Genomic DNA, 20,562 nt, shown 5'->3' with positions numbered 1-20,562 from the left:
CGCAGGTTTTTTATAGGTAGGTGGTAAAAGCGCTCTGCCAATCCGGCAGGGCGATGGCCCAGGTGCCGCGCAGCTTGTTACAGCACAGTTGCGAGTTGGCTGGGCGTTGCGCTGGGGTGGGGTAGTCGCTACTGGGAATGCCGGACAGCTTAGCGGTAAGGCGCTGCTCGCTAGCCAGTTGTGCGGCAATCGCTTCGGCAAAGCCCAGCCAGTGGGTAACCCCTGTGGGCGTGCAGTGATAAATGCCGCTGTGCCATTGCCCGGCTTGCCAGCGATCGAGCAGCTGCAGCACCACCTCGGCCAGCCAGCCTGCGGGCGTCGGGGTGCCGAATTGGTCATCCACTACATTCACCGCATCGCGCTGGCTAAGCAGGCGGCGCATGGTGAGGTAGAAATTCTTTCCGCCGCCGCTGTACACCCAGCTGGTGCGTAAAATCACATGGGCGCAGCCGCTGGCCGCAATCGCTTGCTCGCCGGCTAACTTGCTGGCGCCGTACACGTTGAGCGGCTGCGGCGTGTCGCTTTCTAGCCAAGCGCCTTGCTTGCTGCCATTGAACACATAGTCGGTGGAGAAGTGAATCAGCGGGATGCCTAAACGCGCCGCTCCTTCGGCCAGCTGCTTGGGTGCGATGGCGTTGATGGCGAAGGCGGCATCTTGGTCGCTCTCTGCTTGATCGACGGCGGTGTAGGCGGCCGGGTTGATGATGATGTCCGGCTGATGCGCGTCCAGCGCGCGCTCAATGCTGGTGGACTCGCTAAGGTCCAGCCTGTGGCGATCTAAGGCAATCAGCTCATGCGGCAGCGTGCTGCGGCTCAGCGCCTGCTGGATGGCGGCGCCGACTTGGCCGTTGATGCCGGTGAGGAGAATCTTCACGGGTACACCTCGGCCGCGGCCAATGTGCAAGCCGCTTGGTCTTTACCCGAGAGTTGCGGGGTGATGCCGTCCAGCGGCCACTCAATCGCCAGTGCCGGGTCGTCCCAGCGAATCGCTCGTTCGTGCTCGGGGGCGTAGTAGTCGGTGGTTTTGTAAAGAAAGTCGGCTGACTCGCTAAGCACCACAAAGCCGTGGGCAAAGCCGGCGGGCACCCACAGTTGACGGTGATTGTCGCCGGTTAATTCGACGCCCACCCACTGACCAAAACGCGGTGAGCTGCGGCGGATATCCACCGCTACATCGAACACGCGGCCTTGGGTGACACGCACCAACTTGCCCTGTGCCTGCTCCAGTTGATAGTGCAAGCCACGCAGCACGCCTTGTTGCGAGCGCGAGTGGTTGTCTTGCACAAAGTTCACGTTAAGCCCGGTGACTTCGGCAAAGGTTTTGGCGTTGAAACTTTCCAGAAAAAAACCACGACTGTCACCGAACACCTTAGGTTCGAGAATCAGTACTTCCGGCAGCGCGGTAGCGGTGGCCTTCATGCCTTTTCTCCGGCCAGACGCTTGAGGTATTGGCCGTAGCCGGTTTTGCCCAGTGCGTTGGCTTGGCTGAGCAGTTGCTCGCGGCTAATCCAGCCGTGTTGGTAGGCGATTTCTTCCAAGCAGGCGACCTTCAGGCCTTGGCGCGCCTCGATGGTTTGTACGTAATGCGAGGCTTCGAGCAGGCTGTCGTGGGTGCCGGTGTCGAGCCAAGCAAAGCCACGGCCAAGTTTCTCCACACGTAAATCGCCGCGTTTGAGGTAGGCGTTGTTCACATCGGTGATTTCCAGCTCGCCGCGCGGTGAAGGCTGCACGGCTTTGGCGATCTCGACCACGCTGTTGTCGTAGAAGTACAGGCCGGTGACTGCGTAGGGCGACTTGGGTTGGCTGGGCTTTTCTTCAATCGAGATGGCTTTGCCTTGCGCGTCGAACTCCACCACACCGAAACGCTCCGGGTCGCTGACCCAGTAACCGAATACGGTGGCGCCTTGCGGATGGTGCGCGGCGCGCTGCAGCTTTTCCGTGAAGTGCTGACCGTGGAAGATATTGTCGCCGAGGATCAGGCACACGCTGTCGTCGCCGATAAAGTCTTCACCGAGGATAAACGCCTGTGCGAGGCCGTCCGGCGAGGGTTGCTCGACGTAGCTAAAACGCACGCCGAACTGGCTGCCATCGCCGAGCAGTTTTTCGAAGTTAGGCAGGTCGTGCGGGGTGGAGATGATCAGAATCTCGCGGATGCCAGCGAGCATCAGCACCGAGATCGGGTAGTAGATCATCGGCTTGTCGTAAATCGGCAGCATCTGCTTGGAGGTGCCGAGGGTCAGCGGATGCAAGCGCGTGCCAGAGCCGCCGGCGAGGACGATGCCTTTCATTAACTCGATGCTCCTAAACGTTGCCCTTGATAACTGCCATCCTGAACATGCTGGCACCAGGTGGCGTTGGCCAAATACCACTGCACGGTTTTACGCAGGCCGCTGGCGAAGGTTTCTTGCGGTACCCAGCCGAGTTCGCGCTGGATCTTGCTCGCGTCGATGGCGTAGCGCACATCGTGCCCAGGGCGATCGGTGACGAAGGTAATTAGGTCGCAGTAGTGGGCGATGCCTGCGGGCTTCTCGGGGGCGAGTTCTTCCAGCAGGTCACACAAGCTCTGCACCACATGCAGGTTGGTTTGCTCGTTATGCCCGCCGATGTTGTAGGTCTCGCCGACCTTGCCTTGGCTAACCACGGTGAGCAGTGCGCGGGCGTGGTCTTCCACGTACAACCAGTCGCGAATCTGCTGACCGTCGCCATACACCGGCAGCGGTTTGCCTTGCAGGGCATTCAAAATCATCAACGGAATGAGCTTTTCCGGGAAATGGAACGGCCCGTAGTTATTCGAACAGTTGGTGATCAGCACCGGCAGGCCGTAGGTGCGTTGCCAGGCGCGGACTAAGTGATCGGATGCCGCTTTGCTGGCCGAGTAAGGCGAGCTGGGCGCGTAGGGCGTGGTTTCGGTGAAGAAATCATCGCTGCCGTGCAAGTCGCCATACACCTCATCGGTAGAGATATGGTGAAAGCGAAACGCGCTCTTCGTGTCCGCCGGCAGCGTGCCCCAGTAGCGGCGCACGCTTTCCAGCAGGGCGTAGGTGCCGACGATATTGGTCTGGATAAACTCGGCGGGGCCGTCGATGGAACGATCCACATGGCTTTCCGCCGCTAAATGCATCACCGCATCAGGCTGAAACTCGCTGAGCAGTTGGCCGACTAAGGCGCTGTCAGCGATGTCACCCTGCACAAAGCGGTAGCGCGGATGATCGGCGACACTGGCCAACGATTCTAGATTGCCGGCGTAGGTGAGTTTGTCGAGGTTGAGCACCTGGTGCTCAGTGTCGTTAATCAGGTGACGCACCAGCGCCGAGCCAATAAAGCCGGCGCCGCCGGTGAGTAAAATCTTCATGGGAATCCGCCGTAAAAATTTGCCGGCATGATAGCAACTTGGTTAAAGCTGGGCGAAAAAAAGCCCCGCAAAGCGGGGCATAAGGCGTGGATGAAACAAACCGGTTTACAGCAATAAGGTGCGGATCTCGCCGAGCAAATCACCCAGCAGCTTAGTGAAGCGCGCTGCCGAAGCGCCGTTGATCACCCGGTGGTCGTAAGATAGCGACAGCGGCAGCATCAGGTGCGGCTGGAAGGCTTTGCCGTCCCACACTGGCTGCATGCTGGCTTTGCTGACGCCCAAGATCGCTACTTCTGGCGCGTTGACGATCGGCGTAAAGCCGGTGCCGCCAATGTGGCCGAGGCTGGAGATAGTGAAGCAAGCGCCTTGCATGGCATCCGGGCTGAGCTTTTTGTTGCGCGCCTTGTCGGCCAGTTCGGCGGCCTCGGCGGCTAATTGCAGCAGGCCTTTTTTGTCGGCGTCGCGAATCACTGGCACCAGCAAGCCGTCCGGGGTGTCTACGGCAAAGCCGATATGCACATAGCCCTTACGGATGACCGCTTTGCCGTTGGGGGCAAGCGAGCTGTTGAAGTCCGGCAGTTCTTTCAGCGCGCGAGCGCAGGCCATGATCAAGAACGGCAGAATGGTCAGCTTCACCCCGGCTTTTTCTGCGGCGCCTTTTTGGCTGACGCGGAAGGCTTCAAGGCTGCTGATATCCGCCAGATCGAACTGGGTCACGTGCGGCACGTTGAGCCAGCTGCGGTGCAAATTGGCTGCGCCGATTTGCATCAGGCGGGTCATCGGCACCTCTTCCACTGGGCCGAACTTGCTGAAGTCGACCTCAGGAATCGGCGGAATACCCATGCCGCCACTGACGGTGCCGCTGCCCGCTTGTTTGGCTTTGGCCAGCTGCGCTTTCACATAAGCTTGCACGTCTTCTTTGACCACGCGGCCATGACGGCCGGTGCCGCTTAAGTCGCTCAGCTCCACGCCCATTTCGCGCGCCAGCTTGCGTACCGCAGGGCCGGCGTGTGCTTTGCTACCGCCCGGTGTGGGCGCGCCTACCGGAGCTGGCTCTTCCGCTGCTTCGGCTGGAGCAGGTGCTGCAGCGGGAGCGGAACTAGCGCTGGGCGCGGCAGGCGCAGCGGCGGGTGCCGGTGTACTGGCTGCGGGCGCGGCACCGGCGGTTTTCAGGGTCAGGATCAGGTCGCCGGTGCCGACTTCGTCGTCCAGCTTGATCGCCACAGACTCCACCACGCCATCGGCGGGGCAGGGGATTTCCATGCTCGCCTTGTCGGACTCCAGCACGATCAGCGACTGCTCGGCGCTGACGCTGTCGCCCGCTTTGACCAGCACTTCGATGATTTTGGCTTTGCCGGATGAACCAATATCCGGCACATGAATCGGCTGGCTTTGACTGGCGGCTGGGCTGGGCGCAGCGGCAGCCGGGGCAGGCGCTGGTGCTGGTTCAGCAGCCGGTGCGGCGGTAGGGCTGGCTTCGGCAGGCGCAGCTGTCGCCGCTTCGCCGCTGTCGAGTACCAGCAGCTCGTCGCCTTCTTTGAGTTTGTCGCCCAGTTTAATTTTTAGCGCGGTAATTACCCCCGCTTTAGGGGCGGGGATTTCCATGCTGGCCTTGTCAGATTCCAGCGTTAGCAGGCTTTGATCGGCTTCGATGCGGTCGCCGACTTTGACGAACAGCTCAATCACTTCACCTTCGCCGGTGCCGATATCGGGTACGCGAATCACTTCACTCATCGCTTCTCTCCTTAGCAGTCCAGCGGGTTGATCTTGTTCGGGTCGATGCCGAATTTGGCGATCGCCTCGGCGACCACTTTCGGCTCAATCTCGCCACGATCCGCCAGCGCTTCCAGCGCCGCGAGGACGACGAAGTAACGGTCCACTTCAAAGAAGTGCCGCAGCTTGGCGCGGCTGTCGCTGCGGCCAAAACCGTCGGTACCGAGTACCTTGTACTCTTTGCTCGGTACCCATTGGCGCACTTGGTCGGCGAACAGCTTCATGTAATCGGTGCTGGCGACGACTGGCCCTTTGCGGCCGCTTAGGCACTGCTCGATATAGCTTTGCTGCGGTTTTTGCTCGGGGTGCAAGCGGTTGTAGCGCTCGACCGCTAAGCCATCGCGGCGCAGCTCGTTAAAGCTGGTGACGCTCCACACATCGGCGCCGATGCCGAACTCATCGCGCAGAATCTGCGCTGCTTCGCGCACTTCGCGCAGGATGGTGCCGCTGCCCAGCAGCTGCACGCGGCAGGCGGCGTCGCGCTTGTCTTCTTCCAGCAGATACATGCCTTTGATGATGCCGTCTTCACAGCCTGCCGGCATGGCGGGTTGGGTGTAGGCCTCGTTCATCACGGTGAGGTAGTAGAAGACGTTCTCCTGCTCCTCGGTCATGCGGCGGATACCTTCGCGGATAATCACCGCCAGCTCGTAGCCGTAGGTGGGGTCGTAGCTGCGGCAGTTGGGGATGGTCGAGGCCAGAATGTGGCTATGGCCATCTTCGTGCTGCAAGCCTTCGCCGTTCAGCGTAGTGCGGCCAGCGGTGCCGCCGACCAAGAAGCCACGGGCGCGGCTGTCGCCGGCGGCCCAAGCCAAGTCGCCAATACGCTGGAAGCCGAACATCGAATAGAAGATGTAGAACGGCAGCATCGGCTGGTTGTGCGTGCTGTAACTGGTGGCAGCGGCAATCCAGCTCGACATGGCGCCGGCTTCGTTGATGCCTTCTTCGAGAATCTGCCCCTTCATGTCCTCGCGGTAGAACATGACTTGGTCTTTATCCACCGGCTCATACAGCTGGCCGACCGAGGAGTAGATGCCCAGCTGACGGAACATACCTTCCATACCGAAGGTGCGCGCTTCGTCCGGCACGATGGGCACGATGCGCTCGCCCAGCTCTTTATCTTTCACCAGCTGCGCCAAGATGCGTACGAAGGCCATGGTGGTGGAGATTTCGCGGTCGCCACTGCCATCCAGAATGGCTTTTAAAGTATCCAGCGGCGGCGTGGGGATGCTGAAGCTCTTGCTGCGCCGCTGCGGCATAAAGCCGCCGAGGCTTTCGCGGCGCTGTAGCAGGTAACGGGCTTCGGCGCTGCCTTCTTCCGGGCGGTAGAAGGGCAGTTTTTCCAAGTCGGCGTCTTGTACCGGAATATCGAAGCGGTCGCGGAATTTCTTCAGGCTGTCGATATCCACCTTCTTCACGTTGTGGGCGATGTTCTTCGCCTCACCAGAGCCGGTGCCGTAGCCTTTAATGGTCTTGGCGAGAATCACGCTCGGCTGACCCTTGTGGTTCACCGCATCGTGGTACGCGGCATACACCTTGTACGGGTCGTGGCCGCCGCGGTTGAGCTTCCAGATTTCTTGGTCAGAGAGGTCTTTGACCATCTCTTTCAGCTCTGGGCGCGCGCCAAAGAAGTGTTCGCGCACGTAGGCGCCGTCTTTGGCTTTGTAGTTTTGGTATTCGCCGTCGACCACTTCGTCCATGCGCGCTTGCAGCAGGCCGTGGTGATCTTTGGCAAACAGCGGGTCCCAGAAGCGGCCCCAGATAACTTTCGTTACGTTCCAGTCGGCGCCGCGGAACACGCCTTCCAGTTCTTGAATGATCTTGCCGTTACCGCGCACGGGGCCGTCGAGGCGCTGCAGGTTACAGTTGATGACGAATATCAGGTTGTCGAGCTTTTCGCGGCCTGCCAGTGAGATAGCGCCTAAGGATTCTGGCTCGTCGCACTCGCCGTCGCCCAAGAAGCACCAGACCTTCTGCTTGCCAGCGGGAATAAAGCCGCGGTGCTCGAGGTACTTCATAAAGCGCGCTTGATAGATGGCTTGGATCGGGCCCAGGCCCATCGATACGGTGGGGAACTGCCAGAAGTCTGGCATCAGCCATGGGTGGGGGTAAGACGACAGGCCTTGGCCATCCACTTCGCGGCGGAAGTTATTCAGTTGGTCTTCGCTGATGCGGCCTTCTAAGAAGGCGCGGGCGTAAATGCCCGGTGCTGCGTGACCTTGGAAATAGATCAGGTCGCCGCCGTGCTCTTCGGTGGGGGCTTGGAAGAAGTAGTTAAAGCCCACGTCATACAGGGTGGCGCTGGAGGCGAAAGTAGAGATGTGCCCGCCCAGATCCGGGTCCGCCATATTGGTGCGCATCACCATGGCCAGCGCGTTCCAGCGCACCAGCGAGCGGATGCGGCGCTCCATGAACAAATCGCCCGGCATGCGTGCCTCGTGGGTCACCGGGATGGTGTTGCGATACGGCGTGGTGATGGCATAGGGCAGCTCAGTGCCGGTGCGGCTAGCGAGCTCGGCCATGCGGGTTAGCAGGTACTGGGCGCGGCTCTCGCCTTCGTGCTCGAGAACGGATTCCAGGGCGTCCAGCCATTCCTGCGTTTCAATCGGATCAAGGTCTTGCATGTGGTTGCTCCAGGGCAAAAAGGCTTCCAGAATCGAGGCAACCCTCGGGCTTTTGGCGTGAGGATCAGGTTCGGGAAACCGGAGGATTCTGTCCGGCATGTAGTTTTACTACAAAATGACGCGCCGGTCAGCCCTGAAGACACCGACTAAGGTAGGAAAACTACAAAATTGATCGCGATCAGGTTTGTTTTCGCTACATCTGGGCTCTGAGCGCGTCAGCACCGAAAAGGATAGACCATGAATCGACCAGCACTGGCCGCGCTCACCGAGGCTTGGCAAAGCCGCGCCGATTGGGCGTTGCAAGCGTTGGATGAGCGCGCCGCTGAGGATGGCGAGCGCGCTGCCTATCACGCTTGGCAAGCGCCTGCGCGCGAGCAATTAAATCGCGTGTTGGCGGGCAGTGATTTTGTCGTCGAGCAAGCGCGCCGTCTGCCGGCGATGTTGGCAAACCTTCACGGCAGCGGTTGGCTAGCCCGTGCCTTGGCCGCTGGCGAGCTGCGTGCGGCGCTGGCAGCACAGTTGGGCGAGCTAGGCGAACAAGCCGATGACGATCAGCTCGGCGCGCTGCTGCGCAACTTTCGTAATGCTCAGCAGGTGCGCATCATTTGGCGCGACGTGACTCGCCAAGCGGACTTGGCCGAGACCTGCCGCGACCTATCCGACCTGGCCGATGCCTGTATCGACTTGGCCTACCACTGGCTATACCCCAAACACTGTGCGCAGTTCGGCACGCCGCTAGGGCGCTATTCGCAGCAAGCGCAGCATTTAGTCATTCTCGGCATGGGCAAGTTGGGCGCGGGCGAGCTGAATTTGTCCTCCGATATTGACCTGATCTTTGCATACCCCGAAGGCGGCGAAACTGAAGGCGGGCGGCGCAGCTTAGATAACCAAGAGTTCTTCACCCGCTTAGGTCAGCGCCTCATCAAAGCCTTGGATGCGCACACCGTGGATGGCTTCGTGTTCCGCACCGACATGCGCTTGCGCCCGTATGGCTCCAGCGGCCCGTTGGTGTACAGCTTCGCGGCGATGGAGCAGTACTACCAAGACCAAGGCCGCGACTGGGAACGCTACGCGATGATCAAAGCGCGGGTGGTTGGCGGTGATGCTGTGGCCGGCGCGCACTTGCTCGAACAGCTGCGGCCGTTTGTGTATCGCCGCTATTTGGATTTCTCCGCGATTGAAGCGCTGCGCACCATGAAGGGCTTGATCCAGCAAGAAGTGCAGCGGCGCGGCATGGCGCAAAACATCAAGCTCGGCGCCGGCGGGATTCGTGAGGTGGAGTTTATCGCGCAAGCCTTCCAGCTGATTCACGGCGGGCGCGATCTATCCCTGCAGCAGCGCCCATTGCTGGGCGTGTTGGATACCCTGTGCGATCAAGGCTATCTGCCCGATGACGTGGTGAGTGAATTAAAAGAAGCCTACGGCTTTCTGCGCTACGTCGAGCACGCCCTGCAGGCGGTGGCCGACCAGCAAACGCAAATGCTCCCCGAGGCGCCCGAAGCGCGTGCACGCATCGCTTGGTTGATGGGGTACAGCGACTGGGCCAGCTTTTACGACGACCTCGCGCATTGGCGCGAGCGCGTGGCATGGCACTTCGCACAAGTGATTGCCGACCCCGACGACGATGCGCCGAAAGCCCAAGCGCACCCTGCCGATGAGTGGCAGCCCTTGTGGCTCAGTGGGCCGAATCAAGATGAGGCGGCAGCGCTGGAGCAGCTGCGCGACGCCGGTTTCGCCGATGCGGATGAAGCGTGGCGCAAGCTCTGCGGCTTGCAGGCCAGCCCCGCGCTGCGCCAAGTGCAGCGGGTCGGGCGCGAGCGCTTGGATGCTTTCGTGCCGCGTTTGCTGGCGCAAATCAGCGAGCATGCCCAGCCAGACTTAGCCTTGGCGCGTGTACTGCCCTTGGTCGAGGCGGTGCTGCGCCGCTCGGCTTATTTAGTGCTGCTCACCGAAAACCCCGGCGCCTTGCAGCAGCTGGTCATCCTTTGTGCGGCTAGCCCGTACATTGCTGCGCAAATGGCGCGTTATCCGCTATTGCTTGACGAGCTGTTAAATGAAGGGCGCCTGTACAGCCCGCCGCAAGCCGATGAGCTAGCCAGTGAGCTGCGGCAACGCTTGTTGCGCATCCCCGAAGAAGACCTCGAGCAGCAAATGGAAGCGCTGCGCCACTTTAAACTGGCGCACAGCCTGCGCGTAGCCGCCTCGGAAGTCGCCGGCACCCTGCCGCTGATGAAGGTCAGTGACTATTTAACCTGGCTCGCCGAAGCGATTCTGCGCGAAGTGCTTAACTTGGCGTGGCAGCAAATGGTGCTGCGTCATGGGCGGCCACGGCGTGCCGATGGCGGGGTGTGTGATCCGGACTTCATCATCGTCGGTTACGGCAAAGTGGGGGGCATCGAACTGGGGCACAGCTCCGACCTCGACTTAGTGTTTATCCACGGCGCCGACCCGCAAGCGGAAACCGATGGCGAGCGCTCAATCGACGGCGCGCAGTTCTTTACTCGGTTAGGTCAGCGGATTATTCACCTGTTAACCACACAAACCACCTCGGGCCAGCTCTATGAAGTGGATATGCGTCTGCGTCCGTCGGGCGCGTCGGGCCTGTTAGTCAGCTCGCTGGCAGCCTTCCATAAATACCAGCAGCTGGAAGCGTGGACGTGGGAGCACCAAGCGCTGGTGCGCGCGCGCATGCTCGCTGGCAGCGAGTCGGTGGCCACCGCCTTTGAGGCGATTCGCTGCGAAGTGCTGGGGCAAGCGCGCGAGCTAGCGGCGCTGCAGCAAGAAGTCGCCGGCATGCGCGCGAAGATGCGCGACAACTTAGGCAGTCGCGAAACCGCCGCTGGTACAGCGGACAACGCCTTTAGCGCAACAGCGCCGTTTGACTTGAAGCATGACGCCGGCGGTATCGTCGATATTGAATTTATGGTGCAATATGCCGTCTTAGCTTGGTCCGCACAGTGCCCGGCGCTACTGCGCTTCACTGACAATATCCGCATCCTGGAAGAGCTGGAACGGGCTGGCCTGATCGCCAGCGAGGACGTCCGTCTCCTGCAAGAGGCCTACAAAGCCTATCGCGCAGCCGCGCACCGCCTAGCATTGCAGCAACTGCCGGGTGTGGTCAGCGGTGATCTTTTTCACGATGAACGCCATGGGGTGCGTCGCATATGGCAAAGCCTTGGGCTCGGTTAGGGGAAACGCCGATTTAATGGCTGCACAACTCAATCACCGCGTTGTGCGGTGCTCGCAACCTCGCCTACCAAGGCGGTATGTCTCGGTTGCTGCGCTCCGTACGCCTTGTGCTTGAGTCGTTCGCCGAATAAATCAATCGCTTCCCTCAGTGGACTGATAGTTTTTTACTTACATTTTGTAATTTGGATGCTTTTTAGGAGCTGGCAGCTATGTCGATGTCCGACCGCGATGGTCTGATCTGGTATGACGGTAAAATGGTGCCTTGGCGTGACGCCACCACCCACGTACTCACCCACACCCTGCACTACGGCATGGGCGTGTTCGAAGGCGTGCGTGCGTACGAAACCCCCAAGGGTACGGCGATCTTCCGCCTGCAAGAGCACACCAACCGCCTGTTTGATTCCGCCAAGATCATGAACATGCAGATCCCGTTCACTAAGGACGAGATCAACGAAGCGCAGCGCGCTGCGGTGGCTGAAAACGGCTTGGCCTCGGCTTACCTGCGCCCGATGGTGTTCTTCGGCAGCGAAGGCATGGGCCTGCGCGCCACTGGCCTGAAAGTGCACGTGATTGTTGCTGCGTGGCACTGGGGCGCCTACATGGGCGAAGAAGCCCTGAAGACCGGCATCAAGGTGCGTACCAGCTCGTTCACCCGTCACCACGTGAACATCTCGATGACCCGCGCTAAGGCCAACGGTCATTACATCAACTCGATGCTGGCCCTGCAGGAAGCGATTTCTGGCGGCGCCGACGAAGCCCTGCTACTCGACCCGGAAGGCTACGTGGCCGAAGGTTCTGGCGAGAATATCTTCATCGTTAAAGACGGCGTGATTTACACCCCCGAGGTGACTGCCTGCCTGAACGGCATTACCCGTAACACCATCCTCACCCTGGCTAACGAGCTGGGTCTGAAGCTGGTCGAGAAGCGCATCACCCGCGACGAGGTGTACATCGCTGACGAGGCTTTCTTCACCGGCACCGCTGCGGAAGTAACACCGATTCGCGAGCTGGACGGCCGCGTGATAGGCGCCGGTCAACGTGGCCCGATCACCGAGAAGCTGCAGAGCCGTTACTTCGATCTGGTCAGCGGTCGCACGGAAGACCACGCGCAGTGGCGCACGCTGGTTAAGTAAAGCGCTCGCGCCGCTGCATTGATGGCAGCGGCGCGGCGAAACCGCTTAAGTACTCTATGAATATCCTGATTGTAGGCCCGAGCTGGGTAGGCGACATGGTCATGGCGCAGACCCTGTTCACCTGCCTGAAACAGCAGTATCCGGATTGCCAAATAGACGTGCTCGCCCCCGCGTGGAGTGAGCCGCTGCTGGCGCGCATGCCGGAAGTGCGCCAAGCCATCAGCATGCCGCTGGGCCATGGCGTGCTCGATTTGGCCACCCGCCGCAAGCTCGGGCAGGGCATGCGCGGCGCTTACGATCAGGCGATTCTGCTGCCGAACTCGTTGAAGTCGGCCCTCACGCCGTTTTTCGCCAAAATCCCCAAGCGCACCGGCTGGCGTGGCGAAATGCGCTACGGCCTGCTGAACGATGTGCGCGTGCTGGATAAACAGCGCTACCCGCTGATGATCGAGCGCTTTATGGCGCTGGGTTATGCGCCCGATGCCGAGCTGCCTAAACCGTATCCGCGCCCCACGTTGCAGATTGATCCGGCCAGCCGCGATGCCGCCTTGGCTGCGTTTGGCCTGCATCTGGATCGCCCCGTGTTGGCCCTGTGCCCCGGCGCCGAGTTTGGTGAGGCCAAGCGCTGGCCCGCCGAGCACTACGCCAAAGTCGCTGAGCTGAAAATTCGTGCCGGTTGGCAGGTGTGGCTGTTTGGTTCCAGCAACGATCACCCCGGTTGCGAAGAACTGCGTCAGCGGCTGATTCCCGGTCTGCGCGAGGAGTGCTTCAATCTCGCCGGGCAGACCTCGCTGGCCCAAGCAGTGGACTTGCTATCGGCCGCAACGGCGGTGGTCAGCAATGATTCTGGCCTGATGCACGTCGCCGCGGCGCTTAATCGCCCGTTGGTGGCGGTGTATGGCTCGACGTCCGACCAGTTCACTCCGCCGTTGGCTGAGCAGGTAGAAGTGGTGCGTTTGGGCTTGGAATGCAGCCCGTGCTTTGAGCGCACTTGCCGCTTTGGTCATTACGACTGCCTGCGCCAGCTCAAGCCACGCCCGGTGGTGGAAGCCTTGGACCGCCTGGTCGGCGACCCGGTTGAGGTTCGCTAGTGCGGGTGCTGTTGATTAAAACCTCCTCGCTGGGCGATGTGGTGCATACCTTGCCCGCGCTCACCGATGCCGCCCGTGCCTTGCCCAGCATTCAGTTCGACTGGGTGGTGGAAGAAGGCTTTGCCGAGATCCCCCGCTGGCACCCCGCCGTGCACGAAGTGATCCCCGTGGCCATTCGCCGCTGGCGCAAGAACCTTGTACAAACGTGGCGCAGTGGCGACTGGGCGGCGTTTAAACAGCGCTTGCGCCGTGGTCGCTATGATTTAGTGCTTGACGCTCAAGGCTTGTTGAAAAGTGCCTGGCTAACCCGTTACGCCAACGCCCCCGTGGCAGGGCTCAATAAAGACTCTGCACGCGAGCCGTTGGCGAGCCGTTTTTATGACCATGGCTACCCCGTAGCGTGGGGTCAGCATGCGGTGGAGCGTACCCGCCAGCTGTTTGCTCAGGCCTTAAATTACCCACTGCCCAGCAGTATCGGCGATTACGGCCTGCCGCGAGCGCAGCTGGCAGGCCAAGCTCCGGCTAGCCCTTATGTGCTGTTTTTGCATGGCACCACATGGCCCAGTAAACATTGGCCAGAAAACGACTGGCGTGCCTTGGCTGAACAGTTAAATAGCGTCGGCATGGCCGTGCGTTTGCCGTGGGGCAACTCGGCAGAAAAAGCCCGTGCCGAACGCATCGCGGCTAAGCTGCCGCTGGTCAGCGTGCTGCCGAAAATGAACCTCGCCGGCGTCGCGCAGGTGATCGCCGGTGCGCGCGCCTGTGTGGCCGTGGATACCGGCCTAGGCCATTTAGCCGCCGCGTTGGATGTGCCGAGCATTTCACTCTACGGCCCCACCTTGCCGGCCAAAGTCGGTGCTTACGGTCGCGGTCAAGTGCACCTGTGTGCCACCGGGCCGTTGGCCGGGCAGGGCAACCGTGAACAGCCCTGTTTCGAGGGCTTAGGGCATGCCGAAGTGTGGCAGGCGTTGGCGCCGTTAATAAAGGAACCCGCCTGATGCAGTTGGCGTTTGTGCTGTACAAATACTTTCCGTTTGGCGGCCTGCAGCGCGACTTTATGCGCATCGCCCAAGAGTGTCAGGCGCGCGGCCACACGGTTCGCGTCTACACCCTGATTTGGGAAGGCGACGTGCCGCCGGGCTTCGAGGTGCTGGTCGCGCCAGTCAAGGCGCTGTTCAATCACAAGCGCAACGAGAAATTCACCGCCTGGGTGCAGCGCGACTTAGCGCAGCGCCCGGTCGATCAAGTGATCGGTTTTAACAAAATGCCGGGCCTCGACTGGTACTACGCCGCCGACCCGTGCTTTGAGGACAAAGCGCAAACCCTGCGCGGCGGCCTGTATCGCAAGTGGGGCCGCTATAAGCACTTTGCCGATTACGAGCGTGCCGTGTTTGGCCGCGAGGCACGTACCCAAGTGCTGATGATTTCTCAACTACAGCAGCCGCTGTTCGTGAAGCACTATCAAACTCCGGCTGAGCGTTTTCACCTGCTGCCGCCGGGCATCGCGCTGGATCGTCGTGCGCCAACTAATGCGGCAGAGATTCGCGCTGAGTTTCGCGCCGAGTTTAATTTGGCCGACGACGACTTGCTGTTAGTGCAGATTGGCTCAGGGTTTAAAACCAAGGGGCTGGATCGCAGCTTAAAAGCGCTCGATGCACTGCCGAAAACGCTGAAAAAACGCACCCGCTTGATCGCCATCGGCCAAGACGACCCTAAGCCTTTCTTGCTGCAAGCCAAGGCGCTGGGTGTGTCCGAGCAAGTGCAAATCCTTAAAGGGCGTAGCGATATTCCACGCTTCTTGCTTGGCGCCGATCTGCTGATTCACCCGGCCTATAACGAAAACACCGGCACTGTGCTGCTTGAGGCGTTGGTCGCTGGGCTGCCGGTGTTGGTTACCAATGTCTGCGGTTACGCCCATTACGTGGCCGAGGCCGAGGCGGGCGAGCTGATCGTCATGCCGTTCCAGCAAAAAGCCATGAACGCCCAGTTGGCTGCTGTTTTGGCTGATGACCAGCGTCGCGCACGCTATGCCGACAATGGCCTGCGCTTTGCCGAGCAGGCTGATATCTACAGCATGGCGCAGCATGCCGCCGATTTGATCGTTGGGGGCGCGGCGTGATCGAACTGCACGAACCGTTCGCCAGCCTGTGGCAAGGCAAAGACCCGTTTGTTGAGGTCGAACGTCTTGAGGGGCAGGTCTACCGCGAGCTGGAAGGCCGCCGCACGCTACGCACCGAAGTGGCTGAGCGCGGTTATTTCGTAAAAATTCATCGCGGCATCGGCTGGGGCGAAATCGCCAAAAATTTGCTTAGCGCCAAATTGCCGGTGCTCGGCGCGCGTAACGAACAGGTGGCTTTACAGCGTTTGGCAGCACTCGGTGTGCCAAGTATGCGCAGCGTGGCTTACGGCGTGCGTGGTGCTAATCCAGCGGCGCAGCACAGCTTTATCATCACCGAAGAGCTGGCGCCGACCACCGATCTGGAACAGTTCAGTCTTCACTGGGCCAAGCAGCCACCAGCGCCTGCGTTGAAACACGCGCTAATCGCCAAGGTGGCGGACATGGCCGGGCGCATGCACCGTGGCGGGGTTAACCACCGCGACTTTTATATCTGCCACTTTTTGCTGCACACCGATCAGCCGGTACAGGCAGGTAGCCTGCGCTTGTCGCTGATCGACCTGCACCGCGCGCAAACCCGCACGGCCACGCCTAAGCGCTGGCGCAATAAAGACCTCGCCGCGCTGTATTTCTCGGTGCTGGATATAGGCCTCACGCGCCGCGACCGTCTGCGCTTCTTGCGCGATTATTTTGCTCAGCCACTGCGTAAAACGCTGGCTGACGAAGCGCGTTTATTCACCTGGTTAGAAGGCAAGGCCGCCAAATTGTATGCGCGCAAGCAGCGCTATGGAGATGCGCTCTGATGGCTAGCTGGAAGCTCAATGCCGACTACCAGCATTTGCACAATGAGTTTGGCTCGTTGGAGGCGGTGTTTGCCTTGCAGGGCAAGCGTCTGACCAAAGATCCACTCAGTGAAGTGATCGTGCTTGAGCTGGCTGGCGTGCGCTATTACGTCAAACGCTATTGGGGGGCGGGCAAGCACTTACGCCGCTATTTGGGGCGTCCTCGGGTTAAGGCCGAGTGGCAGAATCTCCGCCACTTTGCACGTTGGGGCATGCCTACCGCCACTTTGGTGGCTTATGGCTTGGAGCGTAACAAAGGCCAATTTTTGCGCGGGGCGTTGATTACCCGAGAGCTGCCCAATACTCAGGATTTATCAGCGATTGCTCATGCCAAAGACCCGCGCCTGCAAGACCGCCAATGGCTGGCCGGTATTAGTCAGCAGTTGGCTAGCGCCACGGCCACCATGCATGCACATCACTTCGTGCATAACGACTTAAAGTGGCGCAACTTGCTCGTCGATGACCAAGCGCGGCTGTTTTTTATTGATTGCCCCGGTGGCAGCTTCTGGTTTGGCCCCATGCTGCGTTATCGCATCATCAAAGACTTAGCCTGCCTCGATAAAGTGGCCAAGTACCAGCTGCCGCGCAGCGTTCGCTTGCGCTTTTTTCTGCAGTATCGCGGGCATACTAAGCTCACCCCGGCGGATAAAAAAATGCTGCGGCGTATTCTCGGTTTCTTTGCGGGGCGCGAATGAACGACTTTATTGCCGCGCAAGATCAGCCCGTGTTGCAAGCGGCTGGGCTGGATAGCTTTGAGGCGTTGTGGGCGCTGCAGCTGCCCGCTGTCGATTTGCCCAATACCGAGCGCGGCGGCTGGAGCAGTGTTTGTCGGCTCGAAGTGGATGGCCGCGCCTACTACCTTAAACGGCAAAGTAACCATCTGACCCTAAGCCCGGCGCGACCCTTTGGCGAGCCAACCTTCGCGCGCGAGCTGCGTAATATTCGCCGCTATGCCCAGCTGGCAGTGCCTGCGCTGAGTGCGGCGTTTTATGCCGAGCGTAAAGTGGGCAAAGAGTGGCGCGCGATCTTGCTGACCCATGCGCTGGATGGCTGGCAAGACCTGCATGACTACCTAGAAAACCGCGGTCAGCAATCGGCCGCGCAAAACATGGCGATTGTTCAGGCATGTGCCGCACTGGTGGCACAGCTGCACGCGGCGGGCCTCTATCATGCTTGTTTGTACCCCAAGCATATTTTTTTGCAGCCCAGTGGCGCGGCGTTCAAGGCGTGCTTTATCGACTTGGAAAAAACCCGCAAAAGCGTGTTGCGTAACCGTGACCGCGTGCGGGATATCGACACCCTGCTGCGCCGCATCGGTGCGCGCTGGGGTGACGAGCAGGTCAGTGCCTTTTTGATTGCGTATCTGGCTGCGCTCGGCCAGTCGGCGCAGCTGGCGCGATGGCAGCAGGCCTTGGCCAAACGCCGCGCTCATAAGGAGCGCGCATGAGTCTGGCGCTGTTGCGTAAGGCCGGGCGCAATCCTGCATTGCCCATGTCTGTGCCGCTGGCTGATCAAAGCGTACTGCTTGAACAGTGGCTGCGCGTGCTGCCGGGCAAGCGTTATGTCGCGCGCGCACAGTGGCAGGGGCAGACAGTGTTGGCCAAATTGCTGGTCGGCGACAAAGCGGCACGCGACGCTCAGCAAGAGCGCGATGGTTTTGCCGCTCTGCAGCAGGCAGGCGTGGCGACACCAGAGCTGCTCACCAGCGGGCAAAACGAGCACGGCGCATGGCTGCTGTATCGGTTTATCGAGCAGGGGCAAAGTTTAGGCACACGCTGGCAAGCGTTGGCTGCGCAGCCGCTGCTCAGCGCTGAGCAAGCGACATTGCTGCAAAAGGCCTTGACCTGTATCGGCCAGCTGCACGCCCAAGGGCTTTGGCAAGAAGACCTGCACTTAGACAATCTACTTGCCGATGGCGCGCAGTTGTACTTGATTGATGCTGGCGGCATTCGTCAGCAAGCCTTGGGGCAGCCGCTGTCTGCCGCGCAGTGTCAGGCCAATTTGGCGGTGTTTTTTGCTCAGCTGCCGCCGCTGTCGGACGACCAGCTTGAACTGCTGCTGGTGAGTTACATGGCGCATAACCCGCAGGCGATTGCCCTCGATGCCTTGCGCGAGGCGGAGCGCAAGCTGCGCCAATGGCGCCTGCGCGATTACTTAAAAAAATGCGCGCGTGATTGCAGCCTGTTTGCCTTTAGCAAAAGCGCCACCGGCATTCTGGCGGTGCGCCGCGAGTGGCTAACGGTCTTGGCGCCGCTCTTGGCTGAGCCAGACCGCTTTATCGACGCCGGGCACATCTACAAAACCGGCGGCGCCGCCACGGTGGCGCGGGTGGAGGTCGACGGGCGGCCGTTGTTGGTCAAGCGCTACAACATCAAAAACACCGCGCACTGGCTCAAGCGCTGCTGGCGACCGAGTCGTGCATGGCACAGCTGGATCGAAGGCAATCGGCTGCTGCATTTAGGCATCGCCACGCCCACGCCATTGGCGGTGATCGAGCGGCGCAGCTGGGGTTTGCGCCGCACGGCCTACCTGATTACCGAATATTGTCCGGGTGGGGATATAATCGCCCGTTTCGATCCTGCCGGGCAGCAATTGCCGCCCGACGATGAGTTGGCTGCGTTGGCGCAGCTGCTAACGCAGATGAAGGCGCAGCGTCTCAGTCATGGCGATTTGAAAGGGCACAACGTGTTCTGGATGGCGTCGGGCTTTGGCCTGATCGACCTCGATGCCATGCAGCAGCACCGTTGCCAGCGGCGTTTTGCCAAGGCATTTGCCCGCGATCGGGCCCGCCTGCTGCGCAATTGGCCGAGCGACTCGCCGCTGCACAAGCAGCTGGATCACGTATTACCGACGGCAGACTAATCTGCCGCACGCCAGTCGGCGTTAACGAATACTGTTTTAGCGGTGGCTCAGTAGCCACACAACCAAGAGGCAAACCCAGTGGCATTGACCGTGCCTAGCCTTTCTGGCGCCTTAATTCACGCCCCCTTCGCGGCTATTCTGCGCGGCGCTGCTCGGTACCGTGGCGGCGCAAATGCTCACGGTTGATCGCTCGAGCCCCTTTATGGCTTTTACCTTTGAAGTGCATAAAGACGGCACTTCACGTACGCAGGTACTCCTGCGTGAATACAACCAGCGCTGGTGTGACCTGAAGAAAGAACTGGAAAATTTCACCTGCAACGGTGTGCCGCTAACTATCTCGCTAAATAGCCTTGGCGAACCGGTGATTTGTTCGTCGAACAAGGATGGATGTGACTGACATGACGCGCTCTGATGGATTGCTGATTAGCGTTGTTATTCCTACCTATAACTATGCGGACATGCTGCCGCGTGCTTTGAACTCAGTGCTCGAGCAGTTGAGTGATGATTCTGAGCTGATTGTGGTGGATGATGGCTCGACAGACAGTACGCCTGTCGTGCTGGCGGATTACCAGTCGCGTCACCCCACTTTGCGGGTAATTAGTCAGGTTAATGCGGGCGCTGCTGCAGCACGCAATAGAGGCGTCGATGAGGCGGCTGGCCGCTATGTGTTATTGCTGGACGCTGATGACGAGTTGATGCCCGAGGCTTTGGAAACTCTGCGGAGGCGGGTGTTGGCACAGCCGATGTTGGGTATGGTTCTAGGAGCGCAAATATCTGTGCGCGCTAATGGCCGCGAGCGTCTACGGACTCCACCAGCTGTGCCTGCTGTCGATTCACGAGCCTTGATTTTTCGCTATTTGTTACAAAAGCGCATCAGTATCTCCCATGGCTGTTCGTTATTTCGTCGTGACCTATTGTTGCAGCGTCCCTATCCGACTCACTTACGCAGCGGTGAAGACATAGCCGTGTTTGCTTATTTGCTGATCAGTGCCCCAGTAGCGGTGATTAGTACGCCATTGGCACGTATTTATAAGCATGCAGGGAGCCTGAGGCATAGCCGAGACAAGGCTGAAGAATATGCGCTGGGCATAGTTGAAGAAGTGTTTGCTAGTCTGCCGGTTGACTGCCAGTCATTGCGTCAGCGCTATACCGCACAGCGCTATCTGTCGTTGTTTCGTGCGTCACAGAGTGCAGGAGAGAGTGGTCAAGCTCGCCATTACTATGTATTAGCCTTGCGCTTAGGGAAACGCTGATTTATTAAGCCTCACACCAGCACCAGTGCCGATTCGCAGCGCAAAATCAGAAAACCAGCTCGATTCCCCGCATGACTAGCGCCTTTTGGCGTTAGCGCAGCCTCCGTAGAGGCCATTTCCCGTCAGCAAGACGGATTTATCCCGTGAGCACGCATCAAATGTCGCTTGGATAGCAGCAAATTCGCGAAGCCAAACAGGCTGAACAGCTGCGCCGTGTTTTTCGTCAGACCGCGATAGCGCGTTTTGCGGTAATGAAACAGATTTTTAACCACGTGAAAGGGATGCTCGACTTTGGCGCGCACTTTGGCTTTCAGGCGTTCTATTTGCTCT

The 20,562-nt window shown here is 59.9% G+C and carries 18 protein-coding genes; 11 read left to right on the top strand and 7 right to left on the bottom strand.

The genetic code is table 11. The features are described from left to right. Positions 1–10: 10 nt before the first annotated feature. From rfbD to aceE, 6 genes are all read right to left on the bottom strand, one after another. The gene (gene rfbD, locus BMX80_RS03190; protein ID WP_074865049.1) at positions 11–874 is read right to left on the bottom strand and encodes a dTDP-4-dehydrorhamnose reductase; all 864 of its coding nucleotides are present in this window, start codon (positions 872–874) and stop codon (positions 11–13) included. Further along, positions 871–1,419 (bottom strand): dTDP-4-dehydrorhamnose 3,5-epimerase, encoded by a 549-nt coding sequence (gene rfbC / locus BMX80_RS03185; RefSeq protein ID WP_074865046.1) that lies wholly within the window; start codon positions 1,417–1,419, stop codon positions 871–873. Before rfbC ends, rfbD begins: the two co-directional genes overlap by 4 nt. Beyond that, a complete protein-coding gene (gene rfbA / locus BMX80_RS03180; protein ID WP_074865043.1) occupies positions 1,416–2,288 on the bottom strand; it encodes a glucose-1-phosphate thymidylyltransferase RfbA in 873 nt (290 codons plus the stop codon). Before rfbA ends, rfbC begins: the two co-directional genes overlap by 4 nt. Then, positions 2,288–3,352 (bottom strand): dTDP-glucose 4,6-dehydratase, encoded by a 1,065-nt coding sequence (rfbB, locus tag BMX80_RS03175; protein WP_074865041.1) that lies wholly within the window; start codon positions 3,350–3,352, stop codon positions 2,288–2,290. Before rfbB ends, rfbA begins: the two co-directional genes overlap by 1 nt. A 105-nt stretch (positions 3,353–3,457) precedes the next feature. Beyond that, positions 3,458–5,086, bottom strand: a complete 1,629-nt coding sequence (gene aceF / locus BMX80_RS03170) for a dihydrolipoyllysine-residue acetyltransferase (protein ID WP_074865039.1) — start codon at positions 5,084–5,086, stop codon at positions 3,458–3,460. Positions 5,087–5,097: 11 nt separating this feature from the next. Further along, positions 5,098–7,746 (bottom strand): pyruvate dehydrogenase (acetyl-transferring), homodimeric type, encoded by a 2,649-nt coding sequence (gene aceE, locus BMX80_RS03165; RefSeq protein WP_074865036.1) that lies wholly within the window; start codon positions 7,744–7,746, stop codon positions 5,098–5,100. A gap of 237 nt (positions 7,747–7,983) precedes the next feature. Here aceE and glnE point away from each other — a divergent pair, with 237 nt between their 5' ends. The 11 genes from glnE (at position 7,984) to BMX80_RS03110 (ending at position 20,232) form a co-directional block, all read left to right on the top strand. Continuing rightward, a complete protein-coding gene (gene glnE / locus BMX80_RS03160) occupies positions 7,984–10,935 on the top strand; it encodes a bifunctional [glutamate--ammonia ligase]-adenylyl-L-tyrosine phosphorylase/[glutamate--ammonia-ligase] adenylyltransferase (protein WP_074865031.1) in 2,952 nt (983 codons plus the stop codon). A gap of 209 nt (positions 10,936–11,144) precedes the next feature. Further along, positions 11,145–12,068, top strand: a complete 924-nt coding sequence (locus tag BMX80_RS03155; RefSeq protein WP_071870848.1) for a branched-chain amino acid transaminase — start codon at positions 11,145–11,147, stop codon at positions 12,066–12,068. Between the two features lie 56 nt (positions 12,069–12,124). After that, positions 12,125–13,159 (top strand): lipopolysaccharide heptosyltransferase II, encoded by a 1,035-nt coding sequence (gene waaF, locus BMX80_RS03150; RefSeq protein ID WP_074865028.1) that lies wholly within the window; start codon positions 12,125–12,127, stop codon positions 13,157–13,159. Beyond that, the gene (waaC, locus tag BMX80_RS03145; protein ID WP_074865025.1) at positions 13,159–14,157 is read left to right on the top strand and encodes a lipopolysaccharide heptosyltransferase I; all 999 of its coding nucleotides are present in this window, start codon (positions 13,159–13,161) and stop codon (positions 14,155–14,157) included. Before waaF ends, waaC begins: the two co-directional genes overlap by 1 nt. Continuing rightward, positions 14,157–15,278 (top strand): glycosyltransferase family 4 protein, encoded by a 1,122-nt coding sequence (locus BMX80_RS03140; RefSeq protein ID WP_074865022.1) that lies wholly within the window; start codon positions 14,157–14,159, stop codon positions 15,276–15,278. Before waaC ends, BMX80_RS03140 begins: the two co-directional genes overlap by 1 nt. Continuing rightward, positions 15,275–16,078, top strand: coding sequence for a lipopolysaccharide core heptose(I) kinase RfaP (rfaP, locus tag BMX80_RS03135; RefSeq protein WP_074865019.1), 804 nt, complete (start codon positions 15,275–15,277; stop codon positions 16,076–16,078). The genes BMX80_RS03140 and rfaP overlap by 4 nt, the downstream gene beginning before the upstream one ends. Further along, positions 16,078–16,812 (top strand): lipopolysaccharide kinase InaA family protein, encoded by a 735-nt coding sequence (locus BMX80_RS03130; RefSeq protein WP_074865016.1) that lies wholly within the window; start codon positions 16,078–16,080, stop codon positions 16,810–16,812. Before rfaP ends, BMX80_RS03130 begins: the two co-directional genes overlap by 1 nt. Further along, a complete protein-coding gene (locus tag BMX80_RS03125; RefSeq protein ID WP_074865013.1) occupies positions 16,809–17,564 on the top strand; it encodes a lipopolysaccharide kinase InaA family protein in 756 nt (251 codons plus the stop codon). Before BMX80_RS03130 ends, BMX80_RS03125 begins: the two co-directional genes overlap by 4 nt. Then, positions 17,561–18,979 (top strand): lipopolysaccharide kinase InaA family protein, encoded by a 1,419-nt coding sequence (locus tag BMX80_RS03120; protein ID WP_074865011.1) that lies wholly within the window; start codon positions 17,561–17,563, stop codon positions 18,977–18,979. The genes BMX80_RS03125 and BMX80_RS03120 overlap by 4 nt, the downstream gene beginning before the upstream one ends. 148 nt (positions 18,980–19,127) lie before the next feature. Next, positions 19,128–19,376, top strand: a complete 249-nt coding sequence (locus BMX80_RS03115) for a carbamoyltransferase C-terminal domain-containing protein (RefSeq protein WP_407922775.1) — start codon at positions 19,128–19,130, stop codon at positions 19,374–19,376. Position 19,377: 1 nt separating this feature from the next. Beyond that, positions 19,378–20,232 (top strand): glycosyltransferase family 2 protein, encoded by an 855-nt coding sequence (locus BMX80_RS03110; protein ID WP_074865006.1) that lies wholly within the window; start codon positions 19,378–19,380, stop codon positions 20,230–20,232. Between the two features lie 122 nt (positions 20,233–20,354). On the opposite strand, the gene BMX80_RS03105 is transcribed toward BMX80_RS03110, so the two are convergent. After that, the coding region (locus tag BMX80_RS03105) for a transposase (protein WP_139214006.1) at positions 20,355–20,562 on the bottom strand (208 nt) is incomplete at its 5' end.

Origin of the sequence: Atopomonas hussainii (assembly GCF_900109735.1) — a bacterium.
Classification (GTDB): Bacteria; Pseudomonadota; Gammaproteobacteria; order Pseudomonadales; family Pseudomonadaceae; genus Atopomonas; species Atopomonas hussainii.
Note: the sequence above shows the minus strand (reverse complement) of the source record. Positions and strands in the feature narration are given on the sequence as shown.